The organism is Streptosporangium minutum, from assembly GCF_002149035.1.
GTDB lineage: Bacteria > Actinomycetota > Actinomycetes > Streptosporangiales > Streptosporangiaceae > Streptosporangium > Streptosporangium minutum.
Window position 1 is genome coordinate 39,660 of sequence record NZ_NGFP01000002.1, and the last position, 22,774, is coordinate 62,433.

Here is a 22,774-nt window from a genome sequence, read left to right on the forward strand (position 1 = left end):
CGCGAGGGCGCCCGCCTCGCTGCCGGTCCACGCGGTGACGATTCGTGTCACCACCGGATCGAGTCCGTCGGCGGGGACCTCCGCTCACTGCGTGCCCTGATGGCGGATCCCTTCACCAGGCCCGTTCGGATCCGGCGAGCTGGGCGGCCATCAGGGTGGTGTAGGCGCCAGGCCGCTCGACCAGCTCCTGGTGGGTGCCCGCCTCGGCGACGCGTCCGCCTTCCAGGACCACGATCCGGTCGGCGGTGAGGATGGTCGACAGCCGGTGGGCGATGACCAGGGTGGTGCGGTTACGGCGCACGCCGGCCATGGCCGCGGAGACCTCTTGCTCGCTCTCGGTGTCGAGGTTCGAGACGGCCTCGTCCATGATGAGGATCGGCGCGTCCTTGAGGATGGCGCGCGCGATGGCGATGCGCTGGCGCTGGCCACCCGACAGGCGGGCGCCCAGCTCGCCGGGCAGGGTGTCGTAGCCGTCCGGGAGGCCGGTGATGAACTCGTCGGCCTGGGCGGCCCGGGTCGCGGCGATGACCTCCTCGCGGCTCGCCTCGGGCCTGCCCAGGCGGATGTTGTCGATCAGCGGGATGTTGAAGAGGTAGACGTCCTGCGGGACCAGGGTGATGAGCCCGCGGAGGTCGTCCTGGGGGAAGTCGCGGATGTCGTGGCCGCCGATGGTGATCGATCCCGCGTCCACGTCCCATAGCCGCATGAGCAGGCTGGCGCAGGTGGACTTGCCCGCGCCGGAGTGGCCGACCAGAGCCACGGTCTCGCCGGGGGCGATGTCGAAGGAGACGTCGCTGATCGCGTCGGGCAGGGCCGTGCCGTACCGGAAACGCACGCCGGAGAAGGCGACGTGTGGCGAGATGGGGCCGGGCGGTGGTTCGGTGACGTGGTCGGTGACGGGGGCGGGGGTGTTGAGGATCGTCATGATGCGGTCGCCGGCGGCGATGACGAGGTTGAGGTCGCGGGCGACATCGGTGACGGCGATGACGGGTGCGAAGGTGGTCGCGGCCAGCACGACGGCGACGGGGTACAGCACGGCGTCGAGGCCGCCGTCAGTGACGAGCAGGGCCGCGGTGAGCAGTACGGCGAGCAGGCCGAAGGTGGTGAGCGCGTTGGTGACGGAGTGCTCCAGGCCGGAACGGCGGCCGTGGGCGAGCTTGGCGGCCAGGAGCCGGTCGTCCTGTTCGGCGAGGCGCTCGAGTTGCCGGTCGCCGGCACCCGAGGTGATCAGCTCGCGCAGGCCCTGGAGGGTGTCGACGGCTTCGGCGTTGAGCTCGCCGACGCGGGCGCGCAGCTCGGCGCCGTGGGCTTCGGCGCGGCGGCGCAGCCAGGCGGGCACCAGGGCCAGCAGGACGAGCGCGGGCGCCAGGGCCAGGGCCAGGGCGGGGTGGAAGACGCCGAGCGAGGTGAGCGCCGCGACCGGGACGGTGGCCGCGCTGACCAACGGGCTGAGCGTGTGGGCGAACCACAGCTCCAGCTGCTCGACGTCGGAGACGGCGGCGGCGCCGAGGTCGCCGGAGCGGCGTTCGAGCAGGTAGCCGGGGGCAAGGCGGTCGAAAGCGCTGTAGACCCTTCCACGTACGTCGGCCAGGACGCGGAAGGCGGCCATGTGGGCGAGGTAGGACTCCAGCCAGGGCGTGACGGCGAGCAGCGGCAGTAGCAGGCCGAGCACGATCAGGCCGCCGCGCAGGTCGTCGGGCGAGGCGCCGGTGACGGCCCGGCTGACCACCCAGGCGCCGACGCCCGCTGAGGCGAGGACGACCACGTGGTGGGCGATGCCGCTGAGGATCGCCGTGATCAGCAACCAGCGGTGGGGGCCGAGCAGTCGGGCCAGCGGCAGCAGACGGGCGATCATCGGGCGGCTCCTTCCTGGGCGGCGACCAGGCGGGCGTAGGCGCCTCGCCGGCTGAGCAGGCTGGTGTGGTCGCCCTCTTCGACGATCTGGCCGTCGGCCATGACGATGACGTGGTCGGCGTCGCGGACCGTGGACAGGCGGTGGGCGATCATGAGGGTGGTCCGGCCGCCGGTCAGCGCGTCGAGCGCCTGCTGGATGCCGGATTCGTTGGCTGCGTCCACGCTGGAGGTGGCCTCGTCCAGCACGAGGATCGGGGCGTCCTTGAGCAGGGCTCGGGCGATGGCGATGCGTTGTCGTTCGCCGCCCGACAACCTCAACCCGCGTTCGCCGACGATCGTGGCGAGGCCCTGGGGCAGATCATGGACGAAGTCCGCGCGGGCAGCCCGGATGGCGGCGTCGATCTCGGCCTCGGTCGCGTCGGGCTTGGCCAGGGTGAGGTTGTGCCGGACGGTCCCGTGGAAGAGGTAGGTGTCCTGGGAGACCACGGCGATGAGTGAGCGCAGCACGTCGAGTGGGAGGTCGCAGATGTCGGTGCCGTCGATGCTGATCCGGCCGTCGGTTGTGTCGAAGAAGCGCAGGAGCAGGGCGGAAACGGTGGTCTTGCCCGCGCCCGAGCGGCCGACCAGGGCGACGCGCTCGCCGGGGGCGATGTCCAGCGTGAAGTGGTGGAGGGCGGGCTTGTCCCGATCCCGGTAGGAGAAGGTCACATCGTGGAACGACACTCCGGAGCCCGTCACGACCTGGGCGCCCTCCGACCGCGCCGGGGCATCCAGGACCTCGAAGATCGCGGTCAGTGAGGGGACGGCGTTGTAGCTGGAGTGGTAGGCGGACTCCAGCTCGCGTAGCGGCCGGAAGCACTCGGCGGTCAGCATGAGGATGAGCAGCAGCTCGGTCACGGTGAGCTCGCCCGCGGCCAGCCGCATCGCGCCCACACCCAACGCCACCGCCGTGCCCAGCCCGATGACGAAGGCCACTCCGCCCAGGTAGAGCACGACGACGGCCATCAGCCGGATCGAGTCGCGGCAGAAGGCTTCCGCCAGCTTGGCGAGCTCGGCACCCCGGCGCCCGCTGGCGTTGAAGGCTTTCAAAGTGGCCATGCCCTGCAGGGCGTCCAGGTTCTCCGCGTACAAGCCCTTGTAGCCGCGGAGCCAGGCGGCGTTGCGCCCCCTGAGCACCCGCTTCGAGACCAGGGGCAGCACCGGCATCAGCACCGCGCACAGCAGGACGACCACCCCGATGATCGGGTCGAGCAGGAACAGGAACGCGGTCACCCCGACGGAACCGACCAGGGCGGCCACCATCTGCGGCAGGAACCTGCCGACGTAGGCGTCCACGGTCTCGACTCCGTCGACCAGCGAGGTCTGGGTGGACCCGGTCCGTCCCTGCTGCGCCCAAGAGGGCCCGAGCAGCAGCAGCTTGGCCGTCAGCCGCCGCCGCAGCTCCTTCTTGATGCCGCCCGACGCGCGCAGGGCGACGCTCTCCCGTACGGCAAGCGCCAGGCTGCGCACGAGCTGCAGGACGGCGATTCCCGCGATGGGCCAGATGATGGCGGCCACCGGCCGGCCGGAGAAGATCCGGGCGAGCGACTGAGCGATCAGCACGCCCTGGCCGACATAGGTCGCGGTGATGGCCAGCAGCAGGCCGACCAGCCCGGCCAGGCGCCGGCGGACGGGCGGTGACAGGCTCAGCAGCCGGGTGATCACTGGTCCTCCTTGAGCTCGAAGACGAGCTGGGCGCGCTGTACGGCACGCACGCCGTACACCTGGGAGATCCGTTCGGGGGTCAGCACCTCGGCCGGAGATCCGCCGGCGACGATGCGACCGCCGTCCATGAGGTAGAGGCGATCGCAGTACTCGGCGGCCTGGTTGAGGTCGTGCAACGCGGCCAGCGTGCTGATGCCCAGCCCACGTACCAGCCGGAGGATCTCCAGCTGGTGGCGGATGTCGAGGTGGTTGGTGGGCTCGTCCAGCAGGAGCAGGCGGCTCTGCTGGGCCAGGGCGCGGGCGATGAGCACGCGCTGCTTCTCGCCGCCCGAGAGCGTGGTGAAGCCGCGCTCGCGCAGATGTCCCGCCGCCACCCGTTCGAGGGCCTGGGCGCAGATGAGCTCGTCGGCCGTGGTGGTGCGGTCGAGTGGCTTCTTGTGCGGGGTGCGGCCCATGGCCACTACTTCGGCCACGGTGAAGTCGAGCTCCGCCGGGGTTTCTTGGGCGACGACCGCCGTGCGCCTGGCGGATTCGCGTGGCGTGAGCCGTACCAGGTCGTCGCCTTCGACGGTGATGAGGCCGGCGGACGGGCGGAGGGCGCGGTAGGCACTGCGCAGCAGCGTCGACTTGCCGCAGCCGTTGGGGCCGAGCAGGCCGACGAACTCGCCTGCGCCGATCTCCAAATCGGCTCCGTGGACGATCGGCCGGCCGTCGATCCGGAGGGAGACGCCGTGGAGTGTGAGGGTCATCCGCGCCTCCGCAGCAGCCACAGGAAGAACGGGACGCCGAAGACGGCGGTGACGATGCTCAGGGCCAGCTCCTGCGGGGCGGCGATGGTGCGCGCCGCCACGTCGACGAGTTGCAGGAACACCGCGCCCAGCAGGGCTGAGACCGGCAGCACCCGGCGGTGGTCGGCGCCGACGAGCATTCGCGCCGTGTGCGGGACGATCAGGCCGACGAAGGCGATGGCGCCACTCGTGGCCACCAGGACACCGACCAGCAGCGAGGTCAACAGGAACAGCCGCACCCGCAGGGCGGTCACGTTGATACCGAGGGAGATCGCACTCTCCTCACCGGAACTCAAGGCGTTGAGCGGCCGGTGCTGGAAGAGCAGGTAGGCGACCCCGGCGAGCAGGACGACGGTGGGGATCGGCAGCATCTCCCAGCGGGCACCGCCGAGGCTGCCCATCAGCCAGAACAGCACCTGCTGCGCGGCCCTGCCGCTCTGCGCCTGCTGCAGGACGTAGCTGTAGACGGCCTGGAACAGGTAGGCCAGGGCGACTCCCGCCAGTACCAGGCGTGCCGGGGTGATCCGGCCCGAGCGCTGGGCCAGGACGTACACCAGCACCAAGGCGAGCAGCGCGCCGAGGAAGGCGGCCACCGACAGGGAGAGCCCGCCGAGCACCGATGAGCCGAGGATGAAGACCAGCACCGCGCCCAGCGACGCGCCGGAGGAGACGCCGAGCAGGAACGGGTCGGCCAGCGGGTTGCGGACCAACGCCTGCAGCACCGCGCCGACCACCGCCAGACCGGCCCCGACCAGGAGCGCCAGCAGGGCTCTGGGCAGGCGGAAGTCCCAGACGATCTGGGCTTGCGCGGGCGTCCAGGTAGGGGCGGCAGAGCCGGGCACGAGGCGGTCGGCGACGATGCCCCAGACCTGAGCCGGGCCGACCTGGACCGCGCCGATGGTCACCGCGAACAGTGTCGATGCGACGGTGGCGAGGACGAGCACGGCGATGACCGGCCACAGCCGATCGGACACGCGTGCCGCATACCCCCGTCGCAGCGCCTTCGCCTGACTCATCAGGCGAAGGCTTCGGGGTGGAGGAACGCGGCGATCTCCACGACGGCCAGGATGTTGCGGTAGCCGGGGTGCTGGGCGGCGGCGGGAAGGGCCAGGTAGCGCTTGTCCTTCGCGGCGGCGCTGTTCTTGGCGATGGAGAGGGCGTCCTCTGCCTTGGCGGGTGCCGTGGGCATCTGCTTGCCCATCAGCGTGGCGTATTCGGTGACGAGCAGCGCCTGGGGATCGGTGGCGGCGATCTTCTCGGCGTTCACCTCGGTGTAGTCGGCCTTGACGTCGGCGAGGACGTTCTCGCCGCCTGCCAGGGCCACCATCTGGTTGGTCAGCCCGGCTCCGCCGTACGCGTTGACCGGCCCTCTGCCGCCGTCGGTGGCCAGGACCCTGACCTTGGGACGGCCGGCGACCCGCTTGGCGGCGTCGTCCAGGGTGCCGCGCAGCTCGGTGATCAGCTTGTCGGCGCGGTCGGGGACGCCGAAGATCGCTCCGAGCTTGCGCAGATCGGTGAAGGTCTGGTCGATCTTGAATTCGAGCTGCTTCTCCGGGCTGCACCAGCCGCCCAGCAGATAGACGGGCGCTCCCGCCGTTCCCAGTTCCTCAACGGTGGCGTAACCGCCGGCGGCGTCGAAGCTGGCCGAGGAGTTGTCGAGCACGAAGTCGGCGCCCTGGGTGAGCATGACCTCCTTCTGCGGCAGCATGATCGTCGGTGAGATCTCCGGGATCTTGTCGTAGCGCTCTTTCTGGCCGGGCAGGAAGGCGCTCTCGGAGAAGTCGGTACGGCCGGCGATCCGGTCCTGCAGGCCGAGCGCGAGCAGGGTCTCCAGGGCGGGCTGATAGCCGGTGACCACCTTGGCGGGAGGCTTGTCGAAGGTCAGCTTCCGGCCGCAGTTCTCGACGGTGACGGGGAAGCCCGCCTGCTGCGCGGCGGACGGCCGGGTGGTGGCTGCCTGGGGGGTCACGGGCTGGGCGCCGCAGCCCGCCAGGGCAAGCGCGGACAACAACAGGGCGAACAGCCTCATGGGTGCCTGGCTCCTTGCAAAGTCATATCAGGTGCAAATCATTCGCAAATTAGGCCAGAGGGGATGCGGAGGTCAAGACTGTCTCCGTTCTTGTTGCAGAATTATTGCTGTTGCATATAAGTTGCAACTATCGCGCATGGCGCGGAACAGGTCCGCGCCCGGGCGGTGCTCACGCTGGTCTTCACCCGGCTGACCCTCGCCTACGTCGTGCGGGCCCGCAGGTGGGCCTTCGGACGAGGCCGGCGGCGCGGCCGCACGGTCCTGGTCGCGGTCGCCGCCACCGCGCTGCTCCGGACGCTCGTCACCCTCGTGCCGTCACTCGGCGCCACGCCCTCCTGGCAAGCGGAAAACAGGGCGGAAGGTCCCACGCCGGTGGGACCTTCCGCCCTGCCACGCTGTGGCCTGCGCCACCGATCCTGGGAAGGGAGGTGGAAGCGATGACTGATTCCCACGGCATCGTCGTCGGCTATGACGGCTCCGACTTCTCCATGCAGGCCTTGGAGTGGGCGATGGACGAGGCCGAACTGAGGAAGCTGCCGCTGACGGTGGCCCACGCGTGGCGGTGGCCCTACGGCGAGGCCGACGAGGAGGCCAAAGGTCACCTGCGCAAGGCCGCCGAGCACGTGCTGTACCACGGGGGCGAGTGCGCCCGCTCGTGCAGCACGATCACCGACGTCGCCGTCGATCTGCATGAGGGGGCCGCCGCCGAGCGGCTGGTGGAGCTGTCGGCCCACGCGCCGCTGATCGTGCTGGGCTCACGCGGGATGGGCGCCCTGGCCAGGACGGTTGTGGGGTCGGTGGCCGGCTATGTGGCGGCGCACGCGCGCTGCCCGGTGATCGTCGTGCGCGGACCCGGCCCGATCCCCGTCCCGCGACACCGCGGGGCCGTGGTGATGGGCATGACCGGGCACACACCTGACGCGGCGATCGAGTTCGCCTTCGCCGAGGCCGAAATCCGGAGGCTGCCCCTGGTCGCGGTGCACGCCGGACACCTGCAGCCGATGGCGTGGAGCGCGCCGATGCCGCTGGTGCCCGACACGCGGGCCATCACGACGGCGGCCGAGGACGACATGCTCGAACGGTTGCAGCCGTGGCAGGCCAAGCATCCCACGGTGCCGGTGCGCACCTACTTCGTCGCCGCGTCACCCAGAGAAGCACTGTTGGACCTGTCGAAGGAGGCCGCTTTGATGGTGGTCGGCGGCGCACGCGGGCGCGGCAGGCTCGGCTCGGTGACCGCCTCGACCCTTCAGCACGCGTCCTGTGCCGTCGCGGTCGTCCCCGTCCTGAAGGAGAACCCGCCGCAGGCCGAGGCCCCGCTTTCCGCCTCCCATACCTCCGAATGCTGATCAGAGCATCGTCACCGATGCGGAAGACAAGGAACAGATCATGGTGACGCAGGTGAAAGACGTCATGGGTGTGGTGGCCATCGCGGTTCACCGGCAAGCGACGTGCACCGAGCTGATGGCGACCATGCGCCGCTTCAAGGTGAACGCCGTCGCCGTGATCGACACCGACGGGCGCCCGGTCGGGATGGTGTCGGAAGACGACCTGCTGTCGAAGGAGGCGGGTGCCTCTTGCGGCGAGCCTCTTTTCGAGGGGCGCCGGCGGCTCCAGGAGGCCGAGAGAACCGCCGGGCCGACCGCCCAGGAGATCATGACCAGTCCGGCGTTGACGGTCGGCGCGGAAACCCCTATCCGGGAGGCGGCCCGGCTGATGAGCGATCATCGGATCAAGCAGTTACCGGTGGTCGACCCCACCAGTGGGAAGATCACCGGTACCGTGCACCAGGTCGACCTGCTGAAGGTCTTCAGCCGGTGGGCACCCGACATCCTGGCGGACGTGGCCGCGGCCATCGCACGCCTGCGCCTGGACATGCGGACGCTGGCGATCACGGTGGACGACGGCGTGGTGCGCATCGAGGGCAGGCTGGCCCGACGCTCGCAGATCGCCCAGCTCACCGAAGCCGGCCGCCGGATCAAAGGAGTGGTGGACCTACAGGTCGAGGCCACCTACGGTCAAGACGATCATGCGGAGACCCGGGTCCTCCATGCCTGAGAAGTCTCGGCCACGGTGGTCGATGTCCGATGCGGGTGCGGCGTTCTCGGGGACATCCGCGATGGCGGTCTGAGGGCCTCCCGGTCCGGCGCAAGCCGTACTCCGAGCCGGATCCGAGATCGCATGTCCGGATCGGGCGTGCGCGGTGGCCGCGATCTCCACCGGCTCCACCGGCCGTTACGGTGGAGGCGAAGGAACGGTCATGAGTCGTTCTTCGGGGCGGCTCCTCGGGAGGCGCCGCCAGGGGGAGGACGCGACGATGCACGCGAAGGACACGACGTCGTTCACAGGTGGAGGTCAGGCCGAGGTCCTGGACCGCGACACCTGCATGGCGTTGCTGCGGACCGTCAAAGTCGGCAGGGTCGCATGGTCGGCCCCGAGCGGTGAAGTGATGGTGTTGCCGGTCAACTTCGTGGTGGACCGCGACGGTGTCGTGTTCACGTCCTCACAGGGCGGCAAACTTGACGCTGTGCACCGGGGCGGCCCCCTGTCGTTCGAGGCCGACGACATGGAACCCGCGCTACGCGTGGGCTGGAGCGTGCTGCTGGTCGGCGTCGGCGAAATCGTCACCGACCCCGACCAGGTGCGACGCCTGAAGGAACTGCCCGCCCCCTGGGTGGCGGCGGCCGAGCCGGTGTTCGTCCGCCTGACGGCTCGGCAGGTGACCGGCAGGCGTCTGCCGCTGCAGCCGGGGGGAGTCGCCGTCGAACGGGTCGGCGGCGCCTGAGCGGGTGCCCGGACCCGGCCGATCTCGGGTGCAGGGTGACGGCGGCGCGCTCGGCGAGTCCGTAGGCGACCCGGACGGCGGAGCTGCCGGCGCCGCGCCTTGAACAATGCCGCCACCTGGCTCCGGCCTCGGCGGCGCCGCGGGTTTCGTGGAGGGCGGAGGCGCGGCAGACGGTCATCGGGTGCCTCCATCCCGGTCCGGACGAGTCGCCGAGGTGGATGGAGCCGGACCGGTAGGGACGCGCGTCACAAGTTAGGCACTCCTCTAATTTGACATACCTCTAATCAGCGGGGCAAGCTACTGACTACTTCGACAAACTTCTAAACAGGAGGTGTGCGGTGCGCGCTCTGTTCCGCCGATCCCGCCGGGTCCGGCACGTCTCGTTCAACGAGGCCACCGGCGAGGTCTGCGACGCCGCCTGCCGGGCGGACGCCGCTGCCGACCGCGCCCGCACCACCTTCCTGCTGTTCCGCTGACCCCCGAGGCCCAGGAGAGACAACCATGAGTGACAGCTGCTGCGGCACCGCCACCTCCCTTGAACTCGAGCAGACCCTGACCGCGGGCGACGCCGGCGCTCTGCCCGTCGTCGTGATCGGCGCCGGTCCGATCGGCCTGGCCGCCGCCGCGCACCTCGCCGAGCGCGGCCAGGACTTCCTGGTCCTGGAGGCCGGTGAGCAGGTGGCCTCCTCGGTCGCCCAGTGGGGCCACGTCCGGGTGTTCAGCCCGTGGAAGTACGACATCGACGCCGCCGCCCGGCGCCTGCTGCAGGCCGACGGCTGGACCGAGCCGGACCCCGAGTGGCTGCCCACCGGCGCCGAGCTGATCGGCGACTACCTGGCCCCGCTGGCCGAGCTGTTCGGCACGCGGGTACGGCTGGGCGCCCGGGTGAGCGCGATCAGCCGCCTCGGCTACGACCGGGTGCGGACCGGCGGCCGCGAAGACGCCCCGTTCCTGATCCGCCTCGCCGGCGGCGAGGAGCTCCAGGCTCGCGCGATCATCGACGCCTCCGGCACCTATGCCAGCCCGAACGTCCTGGGCGCCTGCGGCCTGCCCGCCTACGGCGAGGCGGAGGCGGGCGAGCTGATCGACCACGCCCTGCCCGACACGCTCGGCGCCGACCGCGAAGCCTACGAGGGCAAGCACACCCTCGTCGTCGGCGCGGGCCACTCGGCCGCCACCACCCTGCTGGCCCTGGCCGAGCTGGCCGACACCCCGATCACCTGGGCGATCCGCGCCGGCAACGCCACCCGCACCTACGGAGGCGGCGCAGCCGACGCTCTGCCCGCCCGCGGCGCACTCGGCACCCGCCTGCGCGCGCACGTCGACTCCGGTCGCATCCAGTTGCTGACCGGCTTCTTCGCCTATTCCGTCACCACGGACGGCGGCCAGGCCACCGTGATCAGCCGTGACCCGTCCGGAGCCGAGCAGTCCGTCACCGTGGATCGCATCGTGGTCGCGACCGGCTACCGCCCCGACCACTCCATCGCCTCCGAGCTGCGCCTGGACCTGGATGCGATCCTCGGCTCCACCCGCGCCCTCGCCCCGCTGATCGACCCCAACCAGCACTCCTGCGGCACCGTCCCCGCCCATGGCGTCGACGAGCTCGCCCACCCCGAGCCCGGCTACTACGCGGTCGGCGTCAAGAGCTACGGCCGCGCCCCGACCTTCCTGATGGCCACCGGCTACGAGCAGGTCCGCTCCGTCGTCGCCGCCCTGGCCGGTGACTGGGAGGCTGCCCGCGACGTGCGGCTCGACCTGCCCGAGACCGGCGTGTGCTCCTCCAACCTGGCCGAGGCCCAGGAGGCGCGCGTGGGCCTGGCCACCGGCATCAGCGGCGGCCTGCTCGCCACACCGTTGCCCCTGGTGACTGCCGACGCCGGTGGCGGTTGCTGCGGCTGACCCGCACCACGTACCAGACTGTGGCTGACCCGTACCACGCACCGGAAAGGAGCCCGAGATGTCTGAGGGACACCCCGCCGCGGCCCAGGGGGAGGCGCTGCGCCTCATCTGCGGTCACGGGCCGCTGGAGGCCGGGCGGCTCGGTGAGCGCCTGGTCGCCGCGAGGCGCCTCAGCACCGATCCGGACTTCGGCCCGGTGATCACCCGCATGGCGGGAACGTTGACCTGGCGGCTGCACGCTCAAGGGTTCATCGCCCAAGCGGAGTCCGGGAACGGCTGGACGGTGACGGCGGACGGCCGTGAGCTGATCGCCTGCGCCGGGACGCGCGGGTGAGCTCCACCGCCCCGGCCGCCGCCTCCCTGACAGGGGGCGGCGGCCAGTCGCGTTTCACGAGGGGCTGGCGGATCGTCGCCGCGCTGGCCGTCACCCAGACCATCGGCTACGGCGTGCTCTACTACGCCTTCTCCGTCTTCCTCACCCCCATGGCCCGCGACCTGAATGCGAGCGGCGCCCAGATCGCCGCCGCGCTCACCGGCTCGATCCTGATCGCCGCGCTGTGCGCCCCGCTGGTGGGCCGCCGGCTGGACGCCCACGGCGGCCGGAACCTGATGACCGCCGGCTCGATCCTCGGAACGGGCGCCGTGCTGGCCTGGTCACGGGTGGACAGCCTGCCGCAGCTGTATGCGGTGTTCGCCGCGATCGGCATCGCGTGTTCGATGGTGCTGTACGAGAGCGCCTTCGCCGTCATCGTGAGCTGGTTCGACGGCCCCGTCCACGGGCGCGGCCGGGCAGGTGCGCTGCTCGCGCTCACCGTCGTCGCCGGGTTCGCCTCCTCGATCTTCCTTCCGCTGACCGGGCTGCTGGTGGACTCCTACGGCTGGCGCCACGCCCTGGTGGTCCTGGCCCTGACCTACGGGGTGGCGGCCATCCCGCTGCACGCGCTCATCGTGCGCCGCCCCGCCCGTGCCGACCGCCAGGGCGCCACGACCGAAGAGCGGGCCGGGATCGTCAGAGCCGCCACCCGCCGGCGGCCGTTCTGGCTGCTGGTGATCGCCTTCACCGCCAACGGCGGGGCGGTGGCCGTGATGGCGGTCCTGCTGATCACCTACCTCATCCACCTGGGCCACTCACCCGTCCTGGCCGCCACCCTGGCCGGGCTGCTGGGCGTGCTGTCGGTGACCGGACGCCTGCTCACCACCGGCCTGCAACGCCGTATGCCCGCCGCGCTCATCGCGGCGGCGATCTTCACCCTGCAGGGCGTCGCCGCCGCGCTGCTGCCCCTGGCCGGGCGGACGGTGCCGGGCGCCGTCGGCTGCGTGCTGGGATTCGGGATCGGATTCGGCATCGCCTCCATCACCCTGCCGCATCTGCTGGTCGAGCGGTACGGCACGGCGGCGTATGCCTCGTTGTCGGGCCGCATCGCCGCCTTCTCCGTCGCCGACAAGGCCTTGGCCCCGCTGGGAGCGGTCGCGCTCGCGCAGGCGGCCGGATATGTGTGGGTCATGGCAGCGGTGGCCCTCGCCTGCGTGGTCGCCGCGGTCGCACTGCTGGCCTACCATCGCGTATAATTTAGATAGATTTCGAAGTAAGGAGCGCCGTCTTGACCGCCGTCACCACCTCGTGCTGCGCGCCGATCGCACGCGAGCCGCTGAGCGAGCCCGATGCGGCCGAGCTCGCGGTGCTGCTCAAGGCGGTCGCCGACCCGGTCCGGCTGCGGCTGCTGTCGATGATCGGCTCCCACGCCGGCGGTGAAGCCTGCGTGTGCGACCTGACCGCCGCCTTCGACCTGACCGCGCCCACCATCTCCCACCACCTCAAAGTGCTGCGCACCGCCAATTTGATCGACTCCGAGCGGCGCGGCACCTGGGTGTACTACTGGATCGTCCCGACCACCGTCGCCCGCCTGGGCGCGCTGTTCACCCCGCTGGCGGAGTCCGTGAGCGTCTGAGCGTGCCGGGCCGGACGTACCCGCCGAGCCGCCCCGTCAGACCTGAGGCCGCCAGTGGCGGCGATCACGGTGGACGTGGTGTCGGCCCGGCCGATGATCATAGGGGAGTGGCCGGGATCAGTCATGACCGCTGAATCCGTGTCCGTCCGCAACCACATCCAGGGCGCCTGGATCGCCTGACACACCGACGTCTGAGGAGCCCCGTCATGAACAGATCCGTAATCGCCGGCACCGACGGCTCTCCCGCCGCGTCGGATGCGGTGCTGTGGGCCGCGCGTGAGGCCGTACTGCGTGCCAGGCCCCTGAGGATCGTTCACGTTCGCGAGCAGTGGGCCGGCGACGTCCCCGTCCACACGATGAAGAACTACCGGGATCCAGAGGCGAAGCACTGCGGGGCGATGCTCGCGGACGCGGCTGAGGCTGCGCGGGCGAGTGCGCCTGGACTGGAGGTCACCACCGCACTCGTTGACGGAGACCTCGTCCAAAGGCTCCTGGAGGAGTCCGAAGCTGCCGATCAGCTCGTGATCGGCAGCCGGGGCCAGGGCGGGTTCGCCGGGCTGCTGCTGGGCTCGGTCGGCATGGGCGTCGCAGGCCACGCCGGCTGTCCCGTCGTCGTCGTCCGAGGCGACTCCGCGACACGCCACGGCCGGATCGTGGTCGGGGTCGACGGATCGGAGGGGGCGGAGGCCGCGCTCGCTCATGCCTTCGCCGAGGCCGAGATCCGAGGTGCCGTCCTGCACGCCGTCCATGCCTGGCAGCCCCCTGGCCTGTCCACGCCGGCCGTCGAGAGCGGATCGATGGGGGAGGGGATCGGCGCTGAAAGAAGTGCGTTCCTCCGGCGGGTGCTGGCTCCATGGCGGGAGCGGTTCCCCCGTGCCACGGTGACCGAGTCGGTCGTCTGCGGTCACCCGGCCGGAGCCCTCCGCGACGCCTCCACCGAGGCCGACATGGTCGTCGTCGGCTCCCGCGGCCACGGCCTGATCGCCTCCGCCGTCTTCGGCTCGGTCAGCCACGGCGTCCTTCACCACGCCCACTGTCCCGTCGCCGTCGTCCGTCCGAAGGGGCCGGCTCCGGAGCCGGCGTAGTCCCCCGGACGGGGCAGGCGCCCGGACTCGGTCGGCGGGAGAAGACGGTGCGGTGGCGCGCCTGATCGGCTGCGGCGCCGGAGAATCCTCAGCCGCGCGCCTGATCGGCTGCGGCGTCGGAGAATCCTCAGCCACACGTCCGGACTCCCCGGCGGGGGAAAGGGCGAAGGTCCTGTTCATGCCGGGACGATCGCCCCTGGGGAAAACGCCGGCGCCGCAGTCGGATGGAAGCGCAGCAGAAGCGAGAGGAGCATGTCATGAGCGAATCGATCACCGCTGCGACGGACGGCTCGCCCGCCGCCCTGGCGGCCGTGAAATGGGCGGCTGATGACGCCGCCCGCAGAGGGTTGCCGTTGAGGATCGTCCACGTTGTGGACCGCTGGCCGTATGGCGTCGCCGCGTTCCCTCCGCCCGACTGGGCCGAGCTCGCGGCGCGCGCCGGCGAGCAGGTGCTCGCCGAAGCGATCACCGTGGCCACGAGATACCGGCCGGACGTCCGGGTGACGACCGAACTGATCGAGGGATCACCGGCCAAGGTTCTGCGGGAGCAGGCCGGCACGGCCACCGAGCTCGTGATCGGCAGCCGCGGCCTGGGCGGCTTCGTCGGCGCCCTGCTGGGCTCAATGGTCCTCCACGTGGCCGGTCATGTGCCCGGCACCGTCGTGGTCGTCAGGGCGGACGCGGGCCAGCCGCACGGTGAGATCGTCGTGGGTGTCGACGGCTCCGCCGAATGCGAGCCCGCGCTGGCCTACGCCTTCGAGCAGGCCAGGCTGCGCGGCTGCGCCCTGCGCGCCGTCAACGCCTGGCAGCGGCCGGTGTACGGCCTCATACCGGAGATCCCGTCCGACATAGAAGAAGTTCACCGTTTCCACCAGCGTATGGTGCGGGACAAGCTCGGCACCTGGCGGGAGAAGTTTCCCGAGGTGGAAGTGGTGGAGGACGTTCAGGACGCGCATCCGGTCAAGGCCCTGACCGACGCCTCGGCCAGGGCCGGCCTGGTCGTCGTGGGCTCGCGGGGGGTGGGCGCGGTCGGCTCGGTGCTGCTGGGCTCCGTCAGCCGCGGCGTGCTGCACCACGCCTACAGCCCGGTGGCGGTGGTCCACTCGTGACCACCGGGCTCGTACGGCCGGCCTGACGAGCCGCCGACCGGCCGTTCACATCCATCGGCCGCCCGGGACCGCTGCCCGGCCGCACCGGCCGGCGATCACGGTCGCGCCTGTGCCTCGAACAGGCAGACGACCCCGGCCATCGCGCCGAGATGGATCCCCTCGGCGGTGGTGCCTCCCTGGAGGTCCTTCACGTCGTTGTTCAGCGCCTCCACCAAGAAGGGGTGGGAGGCGCCGGGGCGCAGGCGTGCCAGCACCCCGGCGTGGACGACCGCGCTCAGCGTGGAGCCGTGGCAGGTGCGGGCGAGGTAGTAGTCCACCGTCCGTGCCGCCATCTCGGCGTTCCACCCGTAGCCGAGGCCGGTCAGGATCTCACCGACCCCTTCCTGCCCCAGCAGGTGCAACAGCATGAGCACGTCGGCCTGCTTGGAGACCTTGTACCTGTTCGACGTGTCCCCTTCGGCCTCCAGGATGCGGTCCAGCCGCCGGATGTCCGTGTACTTCTCCCGGTAGGCGGCCCAGTCCAGCTCCTCCAGCTCCGCATATCCCTCGAACTGGCTGATCACCCCGTCATGGAAGTCCACCCGCATCCGCCGGGACATGCCGGTGAAGAGGTCGATCTCCTGTCGGCTGACCCCTTCGGCGCCGACCAGATCGATCATGTCCAGGACCCGGCGCATCAGCCATGCGGTCATGATGTTGGTGTAGGCGTTGTTGTCGAGGCCCGGCCCGGTGCGGCCCGGGTAGCCGTCGTGGTACTCGTCCGGGCCCATCACACCGCGGATCGCGTAACGCCCCTGCTCGCAGGTCGCGATCGAGGCGAAGAACCGGGCAACCTCCAGCAGCAGCTCCCCGCCGAAGCCCGCCAGGAAAGCGGTGTCCTCGGTCGCCCGGTAGTGCTGCCACACGTTGTAGGCGACGGCCAGGCCGACGTGGCGCTGCAGGTGCGAGCGGTCGGGCAGCCAGCGGCCGGAGCGGGGGTTGAAGTGCAGGCGCGGTGTCTCCTCCCGGCCGTCGCTGCCGCTCTGCCAGGGGAACATCGCTCCGGTGTGCCCGGCGGCGCGGGCGGCCCAGCGTGCCTCGGGCAGGCGGCGCCACCGGTATCTGAGCAGCGCCCGGGTGATGTCCGCGAAGCGCGGGGCGAGGAAAGGGAAGACGAACAGGTCGTCCCAGAAAACGTGGCCCCGGTAGGCCTCGCCGTGCAGGCCGCGGGCGGGTAGCCCGGCGTCGAGTTCCGCGACGTGCGGGGAGGCCGTCTGCAGCAGGTGGAAGAGGTACAGGTTGAGGATCTGCTGCACCTCGGTGTCCTCGGCGGTGACATGCGCCCGCTGCCACAGCCGGTCCCAGGCTCGGGCGTGCCGCTTGAGCAGGCAGGGAAAGCCGCCCGCGCGCACGACCGCGGTTCTGGCCGCGGCCTCGCTCTCGGCGACGGCCCGGTCCCGGGAGGTGTACAGGGCGACGACCTTCTCCACGGTGACCCCTTCGCCCGCTTTCACCTCGACGGCCCGCTCATCGCTCACCCAGCCCTCTTGGACGGCCTGGTCATCACCGGACGCGCTCTCCGCGACGCCGGTACGGCTGCGCCCGCCGGCCAGCGTGGTGCGGGCGGCGAGCGCGATCTCCACCCGGGAGGTCGCGGTGCGCGTCAGCAGTTCGATCACACTGTGGGCGGCGTGCCCGCGGATCGGGACGAGATGCCGATCGGCCAGCCCGCGGTAACGGGCGACCCCGGCGTTGGTGACGCGCCCGTCGAGCGCCGAGCGGATCTCCAGCGTCCCGCTCCAGTTCTCCGGAACGATCGTCATGGTCAGGGCGGCCAGGTGCGGGTCGTCCATCGAGACCAGGCGGTGCTGCTCCAGGCGGGTGATCCGGCCGCGGGAGTCGCGGGTCCGCAGGAGCCGGGTGAGCACCCCCCGGCGCATGTCGAGCGTGCGGCGGTCGGCCAGGATCTCGACACCGTCGGGGGCGAACCAGTCGCCGCCGTCGGCACGGAAGGTGAGGGGCAGCCAGTTCGGCGCGTTGACGAGATCCTCGTTCTCCGCCGAGTGGCCGGCGACCTGGGAGACGAGCCGGTCGTAGCAGCCGGCGACGTAGGTGCCGGGATAGTGCACCTCATCGGCGCGTGACTCCGGCGCGGCACCCCGGGTGGCGAAGTAGCCGTTGCCGAGCGCGGTCAGAGCCTCCCTCAGCCCCTCCTGGGCGGGGTCGAAGCCGTCATAGACGAGGAGCCAGGGGTTCACGCCTTCTCCCGTGGAGTCGTGGTCGCGCCAGGTCGGTGACGACGAGGTCGGCTCCGGCGGCTCGCGGGGAACCTCCGTTCCCGTGCCGGTCGACGCCGACGACGACGCCGAAGCGACCTGCCCCGGCGAACGGCCGGAACCGCTCGCCGGACCGCTCGGCGCGCCCGCGCAGGAAGGCGTCGAAGCCCCGCTTCCACGCGGCGGCGTGCACCCTGGCCGTATCGGTGATGCCCCCATCGGTGTCGAAGATCATCGCGGCTGTCCGTCCGAGGTCCATGACCGTCGGGAGCGTCATGGAGCACCCCCTTCCACCTGCACGGTACGGCGCGGCTCGCGGCCGCCGTCAGGGCTGATCGGCCCCATTGCCCAGGGACCTTCGTCGGAAGCGCGGGCCCCGCGGCCACAGAGGGCGAAGGTCCCCCTGGTCGGGGACGATCGCCCCTGGGGAAACCACCCGTGTCGCGGTCCGATGGGTGGCGGGGGAAGTCATGACCGAATCGATCGCCGTCGGGACGGACGGCTCGACCGCCGCGACCGCGGCCCTGGAATGGGCGGTCGACGACGCCGCCCGCAGCGGGCTGTCCTTGCGGATCGTCCACGCCGTGGACCGGTGGCCGTACGAGATCCTTGAATTTCCCGCACCGGGCCGGCCCGACCACTTGACGCGCCTCGGTAAGCAGGTGCTCGCCGAGGCGGCCAGGGCAGCCGCGGAACGCGGGCCGGACGTCTGCGTGACCACCGAGCTGATCGAAGGGACGCCGGTCGAAGTCCTGTGGGAGCAGGCCGAGACGGCCGTCGAATTGGTGATCGGCAGCCGCGGCCTGGGCGGTTCCGTCGGATCGCTGCTCGGCTCGGTCCCCATCCGCCTGGCGGGTCACGTGCGCGGCGCCGTGGTGGTCGTGAGACCGGGCGTCGGAGAGCCACACGGTGAGGTGGTCGTGGGCATCGGCGGTTCCGCCGAATGCGAGCCCGCTCTGGGCTTCGCCTTCGAACAGGCTCGACTGCGAGGACGCCCGTTGCGGGCGGTCCACGCCTGGCGAGCACCGGTTCACGGGTTCACGCCTGAGGCCGCCCACGACATGGACGAGGTCCGGCAGGGACACCGCCGGGTGGCCGCGGACCGGCTCGCCGGCTGGCAGGAGAAATTCCCGACGGTCGACGTGGTGCAAGACGTGACATGTGCGGACCCGGTGCCGACTCTCGTGGCCGCCTCGGCACGAGCCGGCCTGCTCGTCGTGGGGTCCCGCGGTCTCGGCGCCGTCGGCTCGGCCGTACTGGGGTCGGTCAGCCGCGGGGTCCTGCACCACGCCCCCTGCCCCGTCGCGGTCGTACGGCACGATCCGGCATCGCCGCCGTCTCCGGGGAACGTCGTGGTGGGGCTCAAACAGCACGACTGACAGCGAAAGCTACGTGAAATCGTCGCGTTCGCAGCGCGTACCCGCAGCCTGCTCACTCCATCCATGGACATAACGGGTAGCTCGCTTACCAGCACCTGTCGGGAAACAGGCCGAAAGTCCCTGCGCGGATGGTCCAGCGCCTCTGGGATCTCCCGATCCCCATGTCCGACGCTTGAACGGACAGGAACCCTACGTGGGGAGAAGAACATGTCCTCCAACGACACCAGTCAGCCGGTCGGTCCGGACGCGCACGAGGGCTCCTCGCCGATCGTCGTCGCGGTGGACGGCTCGGCCGATGCGGGCAGAGCGGTGAGATGGGCCGCCGACGACGCCTTCCGCAGGCGGTCGCCGCTGCGGATCGTGCACGTCGTGGAGCGCGGCCCCTATGACATTCACCGGTTCGCCGCCCCCGAGCGGCCCGACACGATGGTCATGAACGGGTGGAAAGTATTGGCCGAGGCCGAGCAGACGGCGCGAAGGCGCCAGCCGTCCGTCGAGGTGGGCACCGAACTGGTCGAGGGAAACCTGACCAGGACCCTGTGCGACCAGGCTGTGGGCGCCACCGCGATCGTGCTCGGCAGCAGAGGCCTGGGCGGCTTCGCCGGAGCACTGCTCGGGTCGGTGAGCACGCACGTGGCCGGCCATGCCCACGGCCCAGTGGTCGTCGTCCGCCCCGGCGACGAGGAAGCGCACCGTGAGGTGGTCGTCGGCGTCGACGACTCCTCGCAGTGCGAGCCCGCGCTGGCCTATGCCTTCGAGCAGGCCAGGCTGCGCGGCTGCGCCCTGCGCGCCGTCCACGCCTGGCAGGTGCCGGTGTACGCCTTCGCGCCCGAGATCTCCTACGACATGGACGAGATCCGCCAGGCACAGTACCGGGCGGTCCAGGAACGGCTCGCGGCCTGGCAGGAGAAGTTCCCCGAGGTGGAAGTGGTCGAGGACGCCCACAGCGCGCACCCCGTCGACGCTCTCACCAACGCCTCCACCAGAGCCGACCTGGTCGTCGTGGGGTCACGGGGGAGGGGGGCGGTCGGCTCGATATTGCTGGGCTCCGTCAGCCGGGGCGTGCTGCACCACGCCCACTGCCCCGTGGCGGTGGTCCGATCCTGAGCACCGAGCCGTCCAGGGGCCGGATGCCCTGATCGGAGCAGATCTCTGCTTCCGGGGCGACTCAGCCCGCCGCAGGAGGCCGAGGACATGAGGCGGTCGCGGCCGGAGAGGGGGGCTTTCGCCGCTGATGCTCTCGACATCACTACAGGATCGTCGTGATTGAGGGGTCTTTGAGGAGGTCAATCATGAAGGTTTCAGACGTCATGGGCACCAGAGCGGTCGCGGTGCGACCGGAGGCGCCCTTCACCGAGATCGTCGAGGCCATGCGGCGTTTCAAGGTCGGTGCGCTCACCGTCATCGACGCCGATGAACACCCCATCGGCGTGGTCTCCGACGATGACCTGCTGCTCAAGGAGACCGACTCCACGTCTGCGGGCGGGGCCTTCGACAGCCCCCGCAGACGCGAGGAGCACCACAAAGCCGCAGGCGTCACGGCGCGAGAGATGATGACCAGTCCCGCGATCACGGTCACGAAGGACACCGCCGTCCGGGACGCGGCGCGGCTGATGCACCGCTACCGGATCAAGCAGCTTCCCGTGATCGAGTCGGCCACCGGACGTCTCGTCGGAACCGTGCAGCAGAGCGATCTGCTGAAGGTGTTCACCCGTCCGGTCGAGGAGATCGACCGCGAGATCACCGAGATCTGCAATCACCTCTACGTCGACCGGGAGCACCTGACGGTCGACGTGGAGGCGGGTGTGGTCACGCTGACGGGTCACGTCGGTTTCCGCTCGCAGATCTCCCGCCTGGTCGCGGCCGTCCATGGGATCGACGGTGTCCTCGACGTGGAGAACCGCCTGGCCTACCGATCCGACGACCTGACCCCCACCCTGCCCCTTCCGTGACGGAGGTGAAGTCATGAGCGCTCGCACCACCGAGGAGATCGCCCCACCCGGGCGCTGGAGATGTTCCACCTGCGGGAGTTCCTGCGGCAGGAGCCGCTGTCGGGCCGGTATCCCCAGATGATCATGCGTCTGGGCCGCACCTCCGGCGACAGCGAGGGCGTCCGGCGGCCGGTCACCGACCTGCTGGAAGAACGCCGGCCCAATGGTGCGCCACCGTCGCGGCGCGGGGGGACGCCAGTGCGAGGAGCGGCTACGTCGTCGGGAGGCCGACCGCGTTGGACGCGTCGGCCTCGAAGTATTCCGTTGTGGCGAAGGGGCCGACGTGATCCTCGAAGAAGCTCCTGACGCCGTCGATCGAGTCATGGACGATGACGTTCACCGCCTTGGTCCCGTCGGTGCCCGCCACCGCCAGCGTCCACTTGGCACCCTTGGGAAGCCGGCCGTACGCCTTCTTCACGGAATCCCAGAAACCGTCGTTGTCGGAAATCGTGGAAACAGCCATGACATGCACCGTGGCGCCCTCCTCGTTGACTCTCGGATTCACTCGGCAATTGATATGGAGATACTGTGCGGCACCGTTCTTGAAGTCGTAGATCGCGACGGTCTGAGGGTCCTCGAGCGGATCGTCCGAAGGCATCAGGAAGTGGGTCTCGCTGATCGGGAACAGCTTGTGGTCGAGCTGTTCCGGTTTATCGAGGAGTCGCGCCTCCATGGGGTTCAGGGTGAATTTGAGGTGGAGCTTCCCGTGGTCGGCCACCACTTCGTAGCGGGTGCCGGGGCGCTCGTAGGAGCCTTCGTACCTGGACAGATCGAGGGCCAGGGCCGGGTCGGGCTCCGGCAGGCCGGGGATCGTGACCGCGCCGAGATCGGCCAGGATTTCGTTGAACACCTTCCGGTAGAAGCTGTCGCGCGGCCCGGCGTTCGCCAGCATCGAGACGGCGATGTTCGATTCCGGCAGGATCCGCAGGCGGGCGCTCTGGCTGACTGCGCTGCCGTCGTGGGCGTAGACGGTCCGGCCGTGCCAATCGCAGACGATGAGGCCGAGTGCCCATTCCGGCCCGAACATGTACGGGTCAGGTATGGGCACCCGCGACTCCGTCATCTCACGGATGACGCCGGGGGAGACGATCCTGGTCCCGTTCGGCGCCTTTCCCCCGTTGAGGAAGACGTGCGCCATCATCAGCAGTTCCCGCGCCGTCGTGCTGACGTTGCCTCCGGGGCCGAAGGAGCGCGGCAGATGACCCAGCGGTGAGAGGACGGGTCCCTCTTCGAGGGATCGGATCAGGTATCCGGTCGCGGCCCGGTCCCGGTCCGCGTGTTCACGCCGGCTGCTCGTCGAGGTCAGTCCCAAGGGGGCGAACAGACGATCCTTCATGATGTCGTCCCACCGCTTGCCGTCGATCACCTCCATGATGCGGGCGAGGATCGCGTAGCCCAGGGCCGCGCTGTAGCCGTGAGTGTGGCCCAAGGGGTGGACCTGGCGTGCGCCGGCGATGTTCTCCACCATGCGCTCGTACACGTCGTCGTCCTCGCCCGGATCTCCGTAGCTCTCCTCGATGCCGTTGGTGTGGTTGAGGAGATGGCGGGGTGTGACCTTGGCGCTGACGCCGGGGTCGGCGACCCGGAAATCAGGGAGGTAGGTCCGCACCGGCTCGTCCAGGGCGACTTTCCCCTCGTCGACGAGTTGCATGAAGGCGAGAGCGGTCCATGTCTTGGATACGGAGCCGCACTGGTAGACGCTGTCGGTCGTCGCGGGCTCCCGCGTGGAGATGTCCTTGACGCCGACCGCGAAGTCGGTGATCCCCCCGTCGTGGAGGACGCCGATCACGGCACTCGGGATCCGGTATTCCGCCAGCAGCTCGGAGACGCGCGCTCGCATCCGGGTCACATCCAACGCTCTTGCCATAAGGGGTTCCTCGTCCTGTCCGATTCTTTCCAAGTGGGAAAAGGCTACGTTGCATTTCAAGATGCGTCAACGAAAAACCCCAC

22 protein-coding genes are annotated in these 22,774 nt (G+C 70.5%); 14 read left to right on the top strand and 8 right to left on the bottom strand.

The window, feature by feature from the left end:
- Positions 1–112 precede the first annotated feature (112 nt).
- From CA984_RS00590 to CA984_RS00610, 5 genes are read right to left on the bottom strand one after another with little or no spacing between them, the layout of a single operon-like run.
- The gene (locus CA984_RS00590; protein ID WP_086566621.1) at positions 113–1,855 is read right to left on the bottom strand and encodes an ABC transporter ATP-binding protein; all 1,743 of its coding nucleotides are present in this window, start codon (positions 1,853–1,855) and stop codon (positions 113–115) included.
- Entirely contained in the window at positions 1,852–3,558 is a 1,707-nt protein-coding gene (locus tag CA984_RS00595) for an ABC transporter ATP-binding protein/permease (RefSeq protein ID WP_086566625.1), read from the bottom strand. Before CA984_RS00595 ends, CA984_RS00590 begins: the two co-directional genes overlap by 4 nt.
- Positions 3,555–4,307 carry an ABC transporter ATP-binding protein gene (locus CA984_RS00600; RefSeq protein ID WP_086566628.1) on the bottom strand — a complete coding sequence of 251 codons (753 nt, stop codon included), beginning with the start codon at positions 4,305–4,307 and terminating at the stop codon, positions 3,555–3,557. The genes CA984_RS00595 and CA984_RS00600 overlap by 4 nt, the downstream gene beginning before the upstream one ends.
- Positions 4,304–5,362, bottom strand: a complete 1,059-nt coding sequence (locus CA984_RS00605) for a FecCD family ABC transporter permease (RefSeq protein ID WP_086566631.1) — start codon at positions 5,360–5,362, stop codon at positions 4,304–4,306. Before CA984_RS00605 ends, CA984_RS00600 begins: the two co-directional genes overlap by 4 nt.
- Complete coding sequence (locus CA984_RS00610) at positions 5,362–6,375, bottom strand: ABC transporter substrate-binding protein (protein WP_086566633.1); 1,014 nt, start codon at positions 6,373–6,375, stop codon at positions 5,362–5,364. Before CA984_RS00610 ends, CA984_RS00605 begins: the two co-directional genes overlap by 1 nt.
- 165 nt (positions 6,376–6,540) lie before the next feature.
- On the opposite strand from CA984_RS00610, the gene CA984_RS46985 reads away from it, so the two are divergent.
- From CA984_RS46985 to CA984_RS00660, 11 genes are all read left to right on the top strand, one after another.
- Positions 6,541–6,816, top strand: a complete 276-nt coding sequence (locus CA984_RS46985) for a hypothetical protein (protein ID WP_207620615.1) — start codon at positions 6,541–6,543, stop codon at positions 6,814–6,816.
- Positions 6,813–7,721 carry a universal stress protein gene (locus CA984_RS00620; RefSeq protein ID WP_086566636.1) on the top strand — a complete coding sequence of 303 codons (909 nt, stop codon included), beginning with the start codon at positions 6,813–6,815 and terminating at the stop codon, positions 7,719–7,721. Before CA984_RS46985 ends, CA984_RS00620 begins: the two co-directional genes overlap by 4 nt.
- Positions 7,722–7,761: 40 nt before the next feature.
- On the top strand, positions 7,762–8,430 hold the full coding sequence (locus tag CA984_RS00625) for a CBS domain-containing protein (protein WP_086566639.1): 669 nt from the start codon (positions 7,762–7,764) through the stop codon (positions 8,428–8,430).
- A gap of 202 nt (positions 8,431–8,632) precedes the next feature.
- A complete protein-coding gene (locus CA984_RS00630; RefSeq protein WP_133061496.1) occupies positions 8,633–9,157 on the top strand; it encodes a pyridoxamine 5'-phosphate oxidase family protein in 525 nt (174 codons plus the stop codon).
- A 338-nt stretch (positions 9,158–9,495) separates the two neighbouring features.
- Positions 9,496–9,633 (top strand): hypothetical protein, encoded by a 138-nt coding sequence (locus tag CA984_RS45765; RefSeq protein ID WP_165781048.1) that lies wholly within the window; start codon positions 9,496–9,498, stop codon positions 9,631–9,633.
- A gap of 25 nt (positions 9,634–9,658) precedes the next feature.
- Entirely contained in the window at positions 9,659–11,056 is a 1,398-nt protein-coding gene (locus CA984_RS00635; RefSeq protein WP_086566644.1) for an FAD-dependent oxidoreductase, read from the top strand.
- Positions 11,057–11,114: 58 nt separating this feature from the next.
- Positions 11,115–11,390 carry a hypothetical protein gene (locus CA984_RS00640; RefSeq protein ID WP_086566647.1) on the top strand — a complete coding sequence of 92 codons (276 nt, stop codon included), beginning with the start codon at positions 11,115–11,117 and terminating at the stop codon, positions 11,388–11,390.
- Positions 11,387–12,625: an MFS transporter gene (locus CA984_RS00645; RefSeq protein ID WP_086566650.1), complete on the top strand. Its 1,239-nt coding sequence runs from the start codon at positions 11,387–11,389 to the stop codon at positions 12,623–12,625. Before CA984_RS00640 ends, CA984_RS00645 begins: the two co-directional genes overlap by 4 nt.
- A 32-nt stretch (positions 12,626–12,657) precedes the next feature.
- Positions 12,658–13,005 carry an ArsR/SmtB family transcription factor gene (locus CA984_RS00650; protein WP_086566652.1) on the top strand — a complete coding sequence of 116 codons (348 nt, stop codon included), beginning with the start codon at positions 12,658–12,660 and terminating at the stop codon, positions 13,003–13,005.
- A gap of 206 nt (positions 13,006–13,211) precedes the next feature.
- Entirely contained in the window at positions 13,212–14,090 is an 879-nt protein-coding gene (locus CA984_RS00655) for a universal stress protein (protein WP_086566655.1), read from the top strand.
- A 257-nt stretch (positions 14,091–14,347) separates the two neighbouring features.
- Positions 14,348–15,199 carry a universal stress protein gene (locus tag CA984_RS00660; protein ID WP_086566658.1) on the top strand — a complete coding sequence of 284 codons (852 nt, stop codon included), beginning with the start codon at positions 14,348–14,350 and terminating at the stop codon, positions 15,197–15,199.
- A 95-nt stretch (positions 15,200–15,294) separates the two neighbouring features.
- On the opposite strand, the gene CA984_RS00665 is transcribed toward CA984_RS00660, so the two are convergent.
- A complete protein-coding gene (locus CA984_RS00665; protein WP_086566661.1) occupies positions 15,295–17,436 on the bottom strand; it encodes a glycoside hydrolase family 65 protein in 2,142 nt (713 codons plus the stop codon).
- Positions 17,411–17,731, bottom strand: a complete 321-nt coding sequence (locus tag CA984_RS48995) for a hypothetical protein (protein WP_086566664.1) — start codon at positions 17,729–17,731, stop codon at positions 17,411–17,413. Before CA984_RS48995 ends, CA984_RS00665 begins: the two co-directional genes overlap by 26 nt.
- Positions 17,732–17,924: 193 nt before the next feature.
- Here CA984_RS48995 and CA984_RS00675 point away from each other — a divergent pair, with 193 nt between their 5' ends.
- The 3 genes from CA984_RS00675 to CA984_RS00685 all read left to right on the top strand — a co-directional run bounded on the left by CA984_RS00675 (position 17,925) and on the right by CA984_RS00685 (position 20,785).
- Positions 17,925–18,833, top strand: a complete 909-nt coding sequence (locus CA984_RS00675; RefSeq protein WP_086566667.1) for a universal stress protein — start codon at positions 17,925–17,927, stop codon at positions 18,831–18,833.
- Positions 18,834–19,040: 207 nt separating this feature from the next.
- Positions 19,041–19,940, top strand: a complete 900-nt coding sequence (locus CA984_RS00680) for a universal stress protein (protein WP_086566669.1) — start codon at positions 19,041–19,043, stop codon at positions 19,938–19,940.
- Positions 19,941–20,125: 185 nt separating this feature from the next.
- The gene (locus tag CA984_RS00685) at positions 20,126–20,785 is read left to right on the top strand and encodes a CBS domain-containing protein (RefSeq protein WP_086566672.1); all 660 of its coding nucleotides are present in this window, start codon (positions 20,126–20,128) and stop codon (positions 20,783–20,785) included.
- 250 nt (positions 20,786–21,035) lie between these two features.
- Here the strand turns inward: CA984_RS00685 and CA984_RS00695 are convergent, their stop codons facing one another.
- On the bottom strand, positions 21,036–22,691 hold the full coding sequence (locus tag CA984_RS00695; RefSeq protein WP_086566678.1) for a serine hydrolase domain-containing protein: 1,656 nt from the start codon (positions 22,689–22,691) through the stop codon (positions 21,036–21,038).
- Between the last annotated feature and the right edge of the window lie 83 nt (positions 22,692–22,774).

Excerpts from the sequence above, each read along its gene's own strand:
- CA984_RS00590 (WP_086566621.1), bottom strand. The coding sequence starts at position 1,855 with ATGATCGCCCGTCTGCTGCCGCTGGCCCGACTGCTCGGCCCCCACCGC.
- CA984_RS00600 (WP_086566628.1), bottom strand. The coding sequence starts at position 4,307 with ATGACCCTCACACTCCACGGCGTCTCCCTCCGGATCGACGGCCGGCCG.
- CA984_RS00605 (WP_086566631.1), bottom strand. The coding sequence starts at position 5,362 with ATGAGTCAGGCGAAGGCGCTGCGACGGGGGTATGCGGCACGCGTGTCC.
- CA984_RS00610 (WP_086566633.1), bottom strand. The coding sequence starts at position 6,375 with ATGAGGCTGTTCGCCCTGTTGTTGTCCGCGCTTGCCCTGGCGGGCTGC.
- CA984_RS00620 (WP_086566636.1), top strand. The coding sequence starts at position 6,813 with ATGACTGATTCCCACGGCATCGTCGTCGGCTATGACGGCTCCGACTTC.
- CA984_RS00625 (WP_086566639.1), top strand. The coding sequence starts at position 7,762 with ATGGTGACGCAGGTGAAAGACGTCATGGGTGTGGTGGCCATCGCGGTT.
- CA984_RS00630 (WP_133061496.1), top strand. The coding sequence starts at position 8,633 with ATGAGTCGTTCTTCGGGGCGGCTCCTCGGGAGGCGCCGCCAGGGGGAG.
- CA984_RS00635 (WP_086566644.1), top strand. The coding sequence starts at position 9,659 with ATGAGTGACAGCTGCTGCGGCACCGCCACCTCCCTTGAACTCGAGCAG.
- CA984_RS00640 (WP_086566647.1), top strand. The coding sequence starts at position 11,115 with ATGTCTGAGGGACACCCCGCCGCGGCCCAGGGGGAGGCGCTGCGCCTC.
- CA984_RS00655 (WP_086566655.1), top strand. The coding sequence starts at position 13,212 with ATGAACAGATCCGTAATCGCCGGCACCGACGGCTCTCCCGCCGCGTCG.
- CA984_RS00660 (WP_086566658.1), top strand. The coding sequence starts at position 14,348 with ATGAGCGAATCGATCACCGCTGCGACGGACGGCTCGCCCGCCGCCCTG.
- CA984_RS48995 (WP_086566664.1), bottom strand. The coding sequence starts at position 17,731 with ATGACGCTCCCGACGGTCATGGACCTCGGACGGACAGCCGCGATGATC.
- CA984_RS00675 (WP_086566667.1), top strand. The coding sequence starts at position 17,925 with ATGACCGAATCGATCGCCGTCGGGACGGACGGCTCGACCGCCGCGACC.
- CA984_RS00680 (WP_086566669.1), top strand. The coding sequence starts at position 19,041 with ATGTCCTCCAACGACACCAGTCAGCCGGTCGGTCCGGACGCGCACGAG.
- CA984_RS00685 (WP_086566672.1), top strand. The coding sequence starts at position 20,126 with ATGAAGGTTTCAGACGTCATGGGCACCAGAGCGGTCGCGGTGCGACCG.
- CA984_RS00695 (WP_086566678.1), bottom strand. The coding sequence starts at position 22,691 with ATGGCAAGAGCGTTGGATGTGACCCGGATGCGAGCGCGCGTCTCCGAG.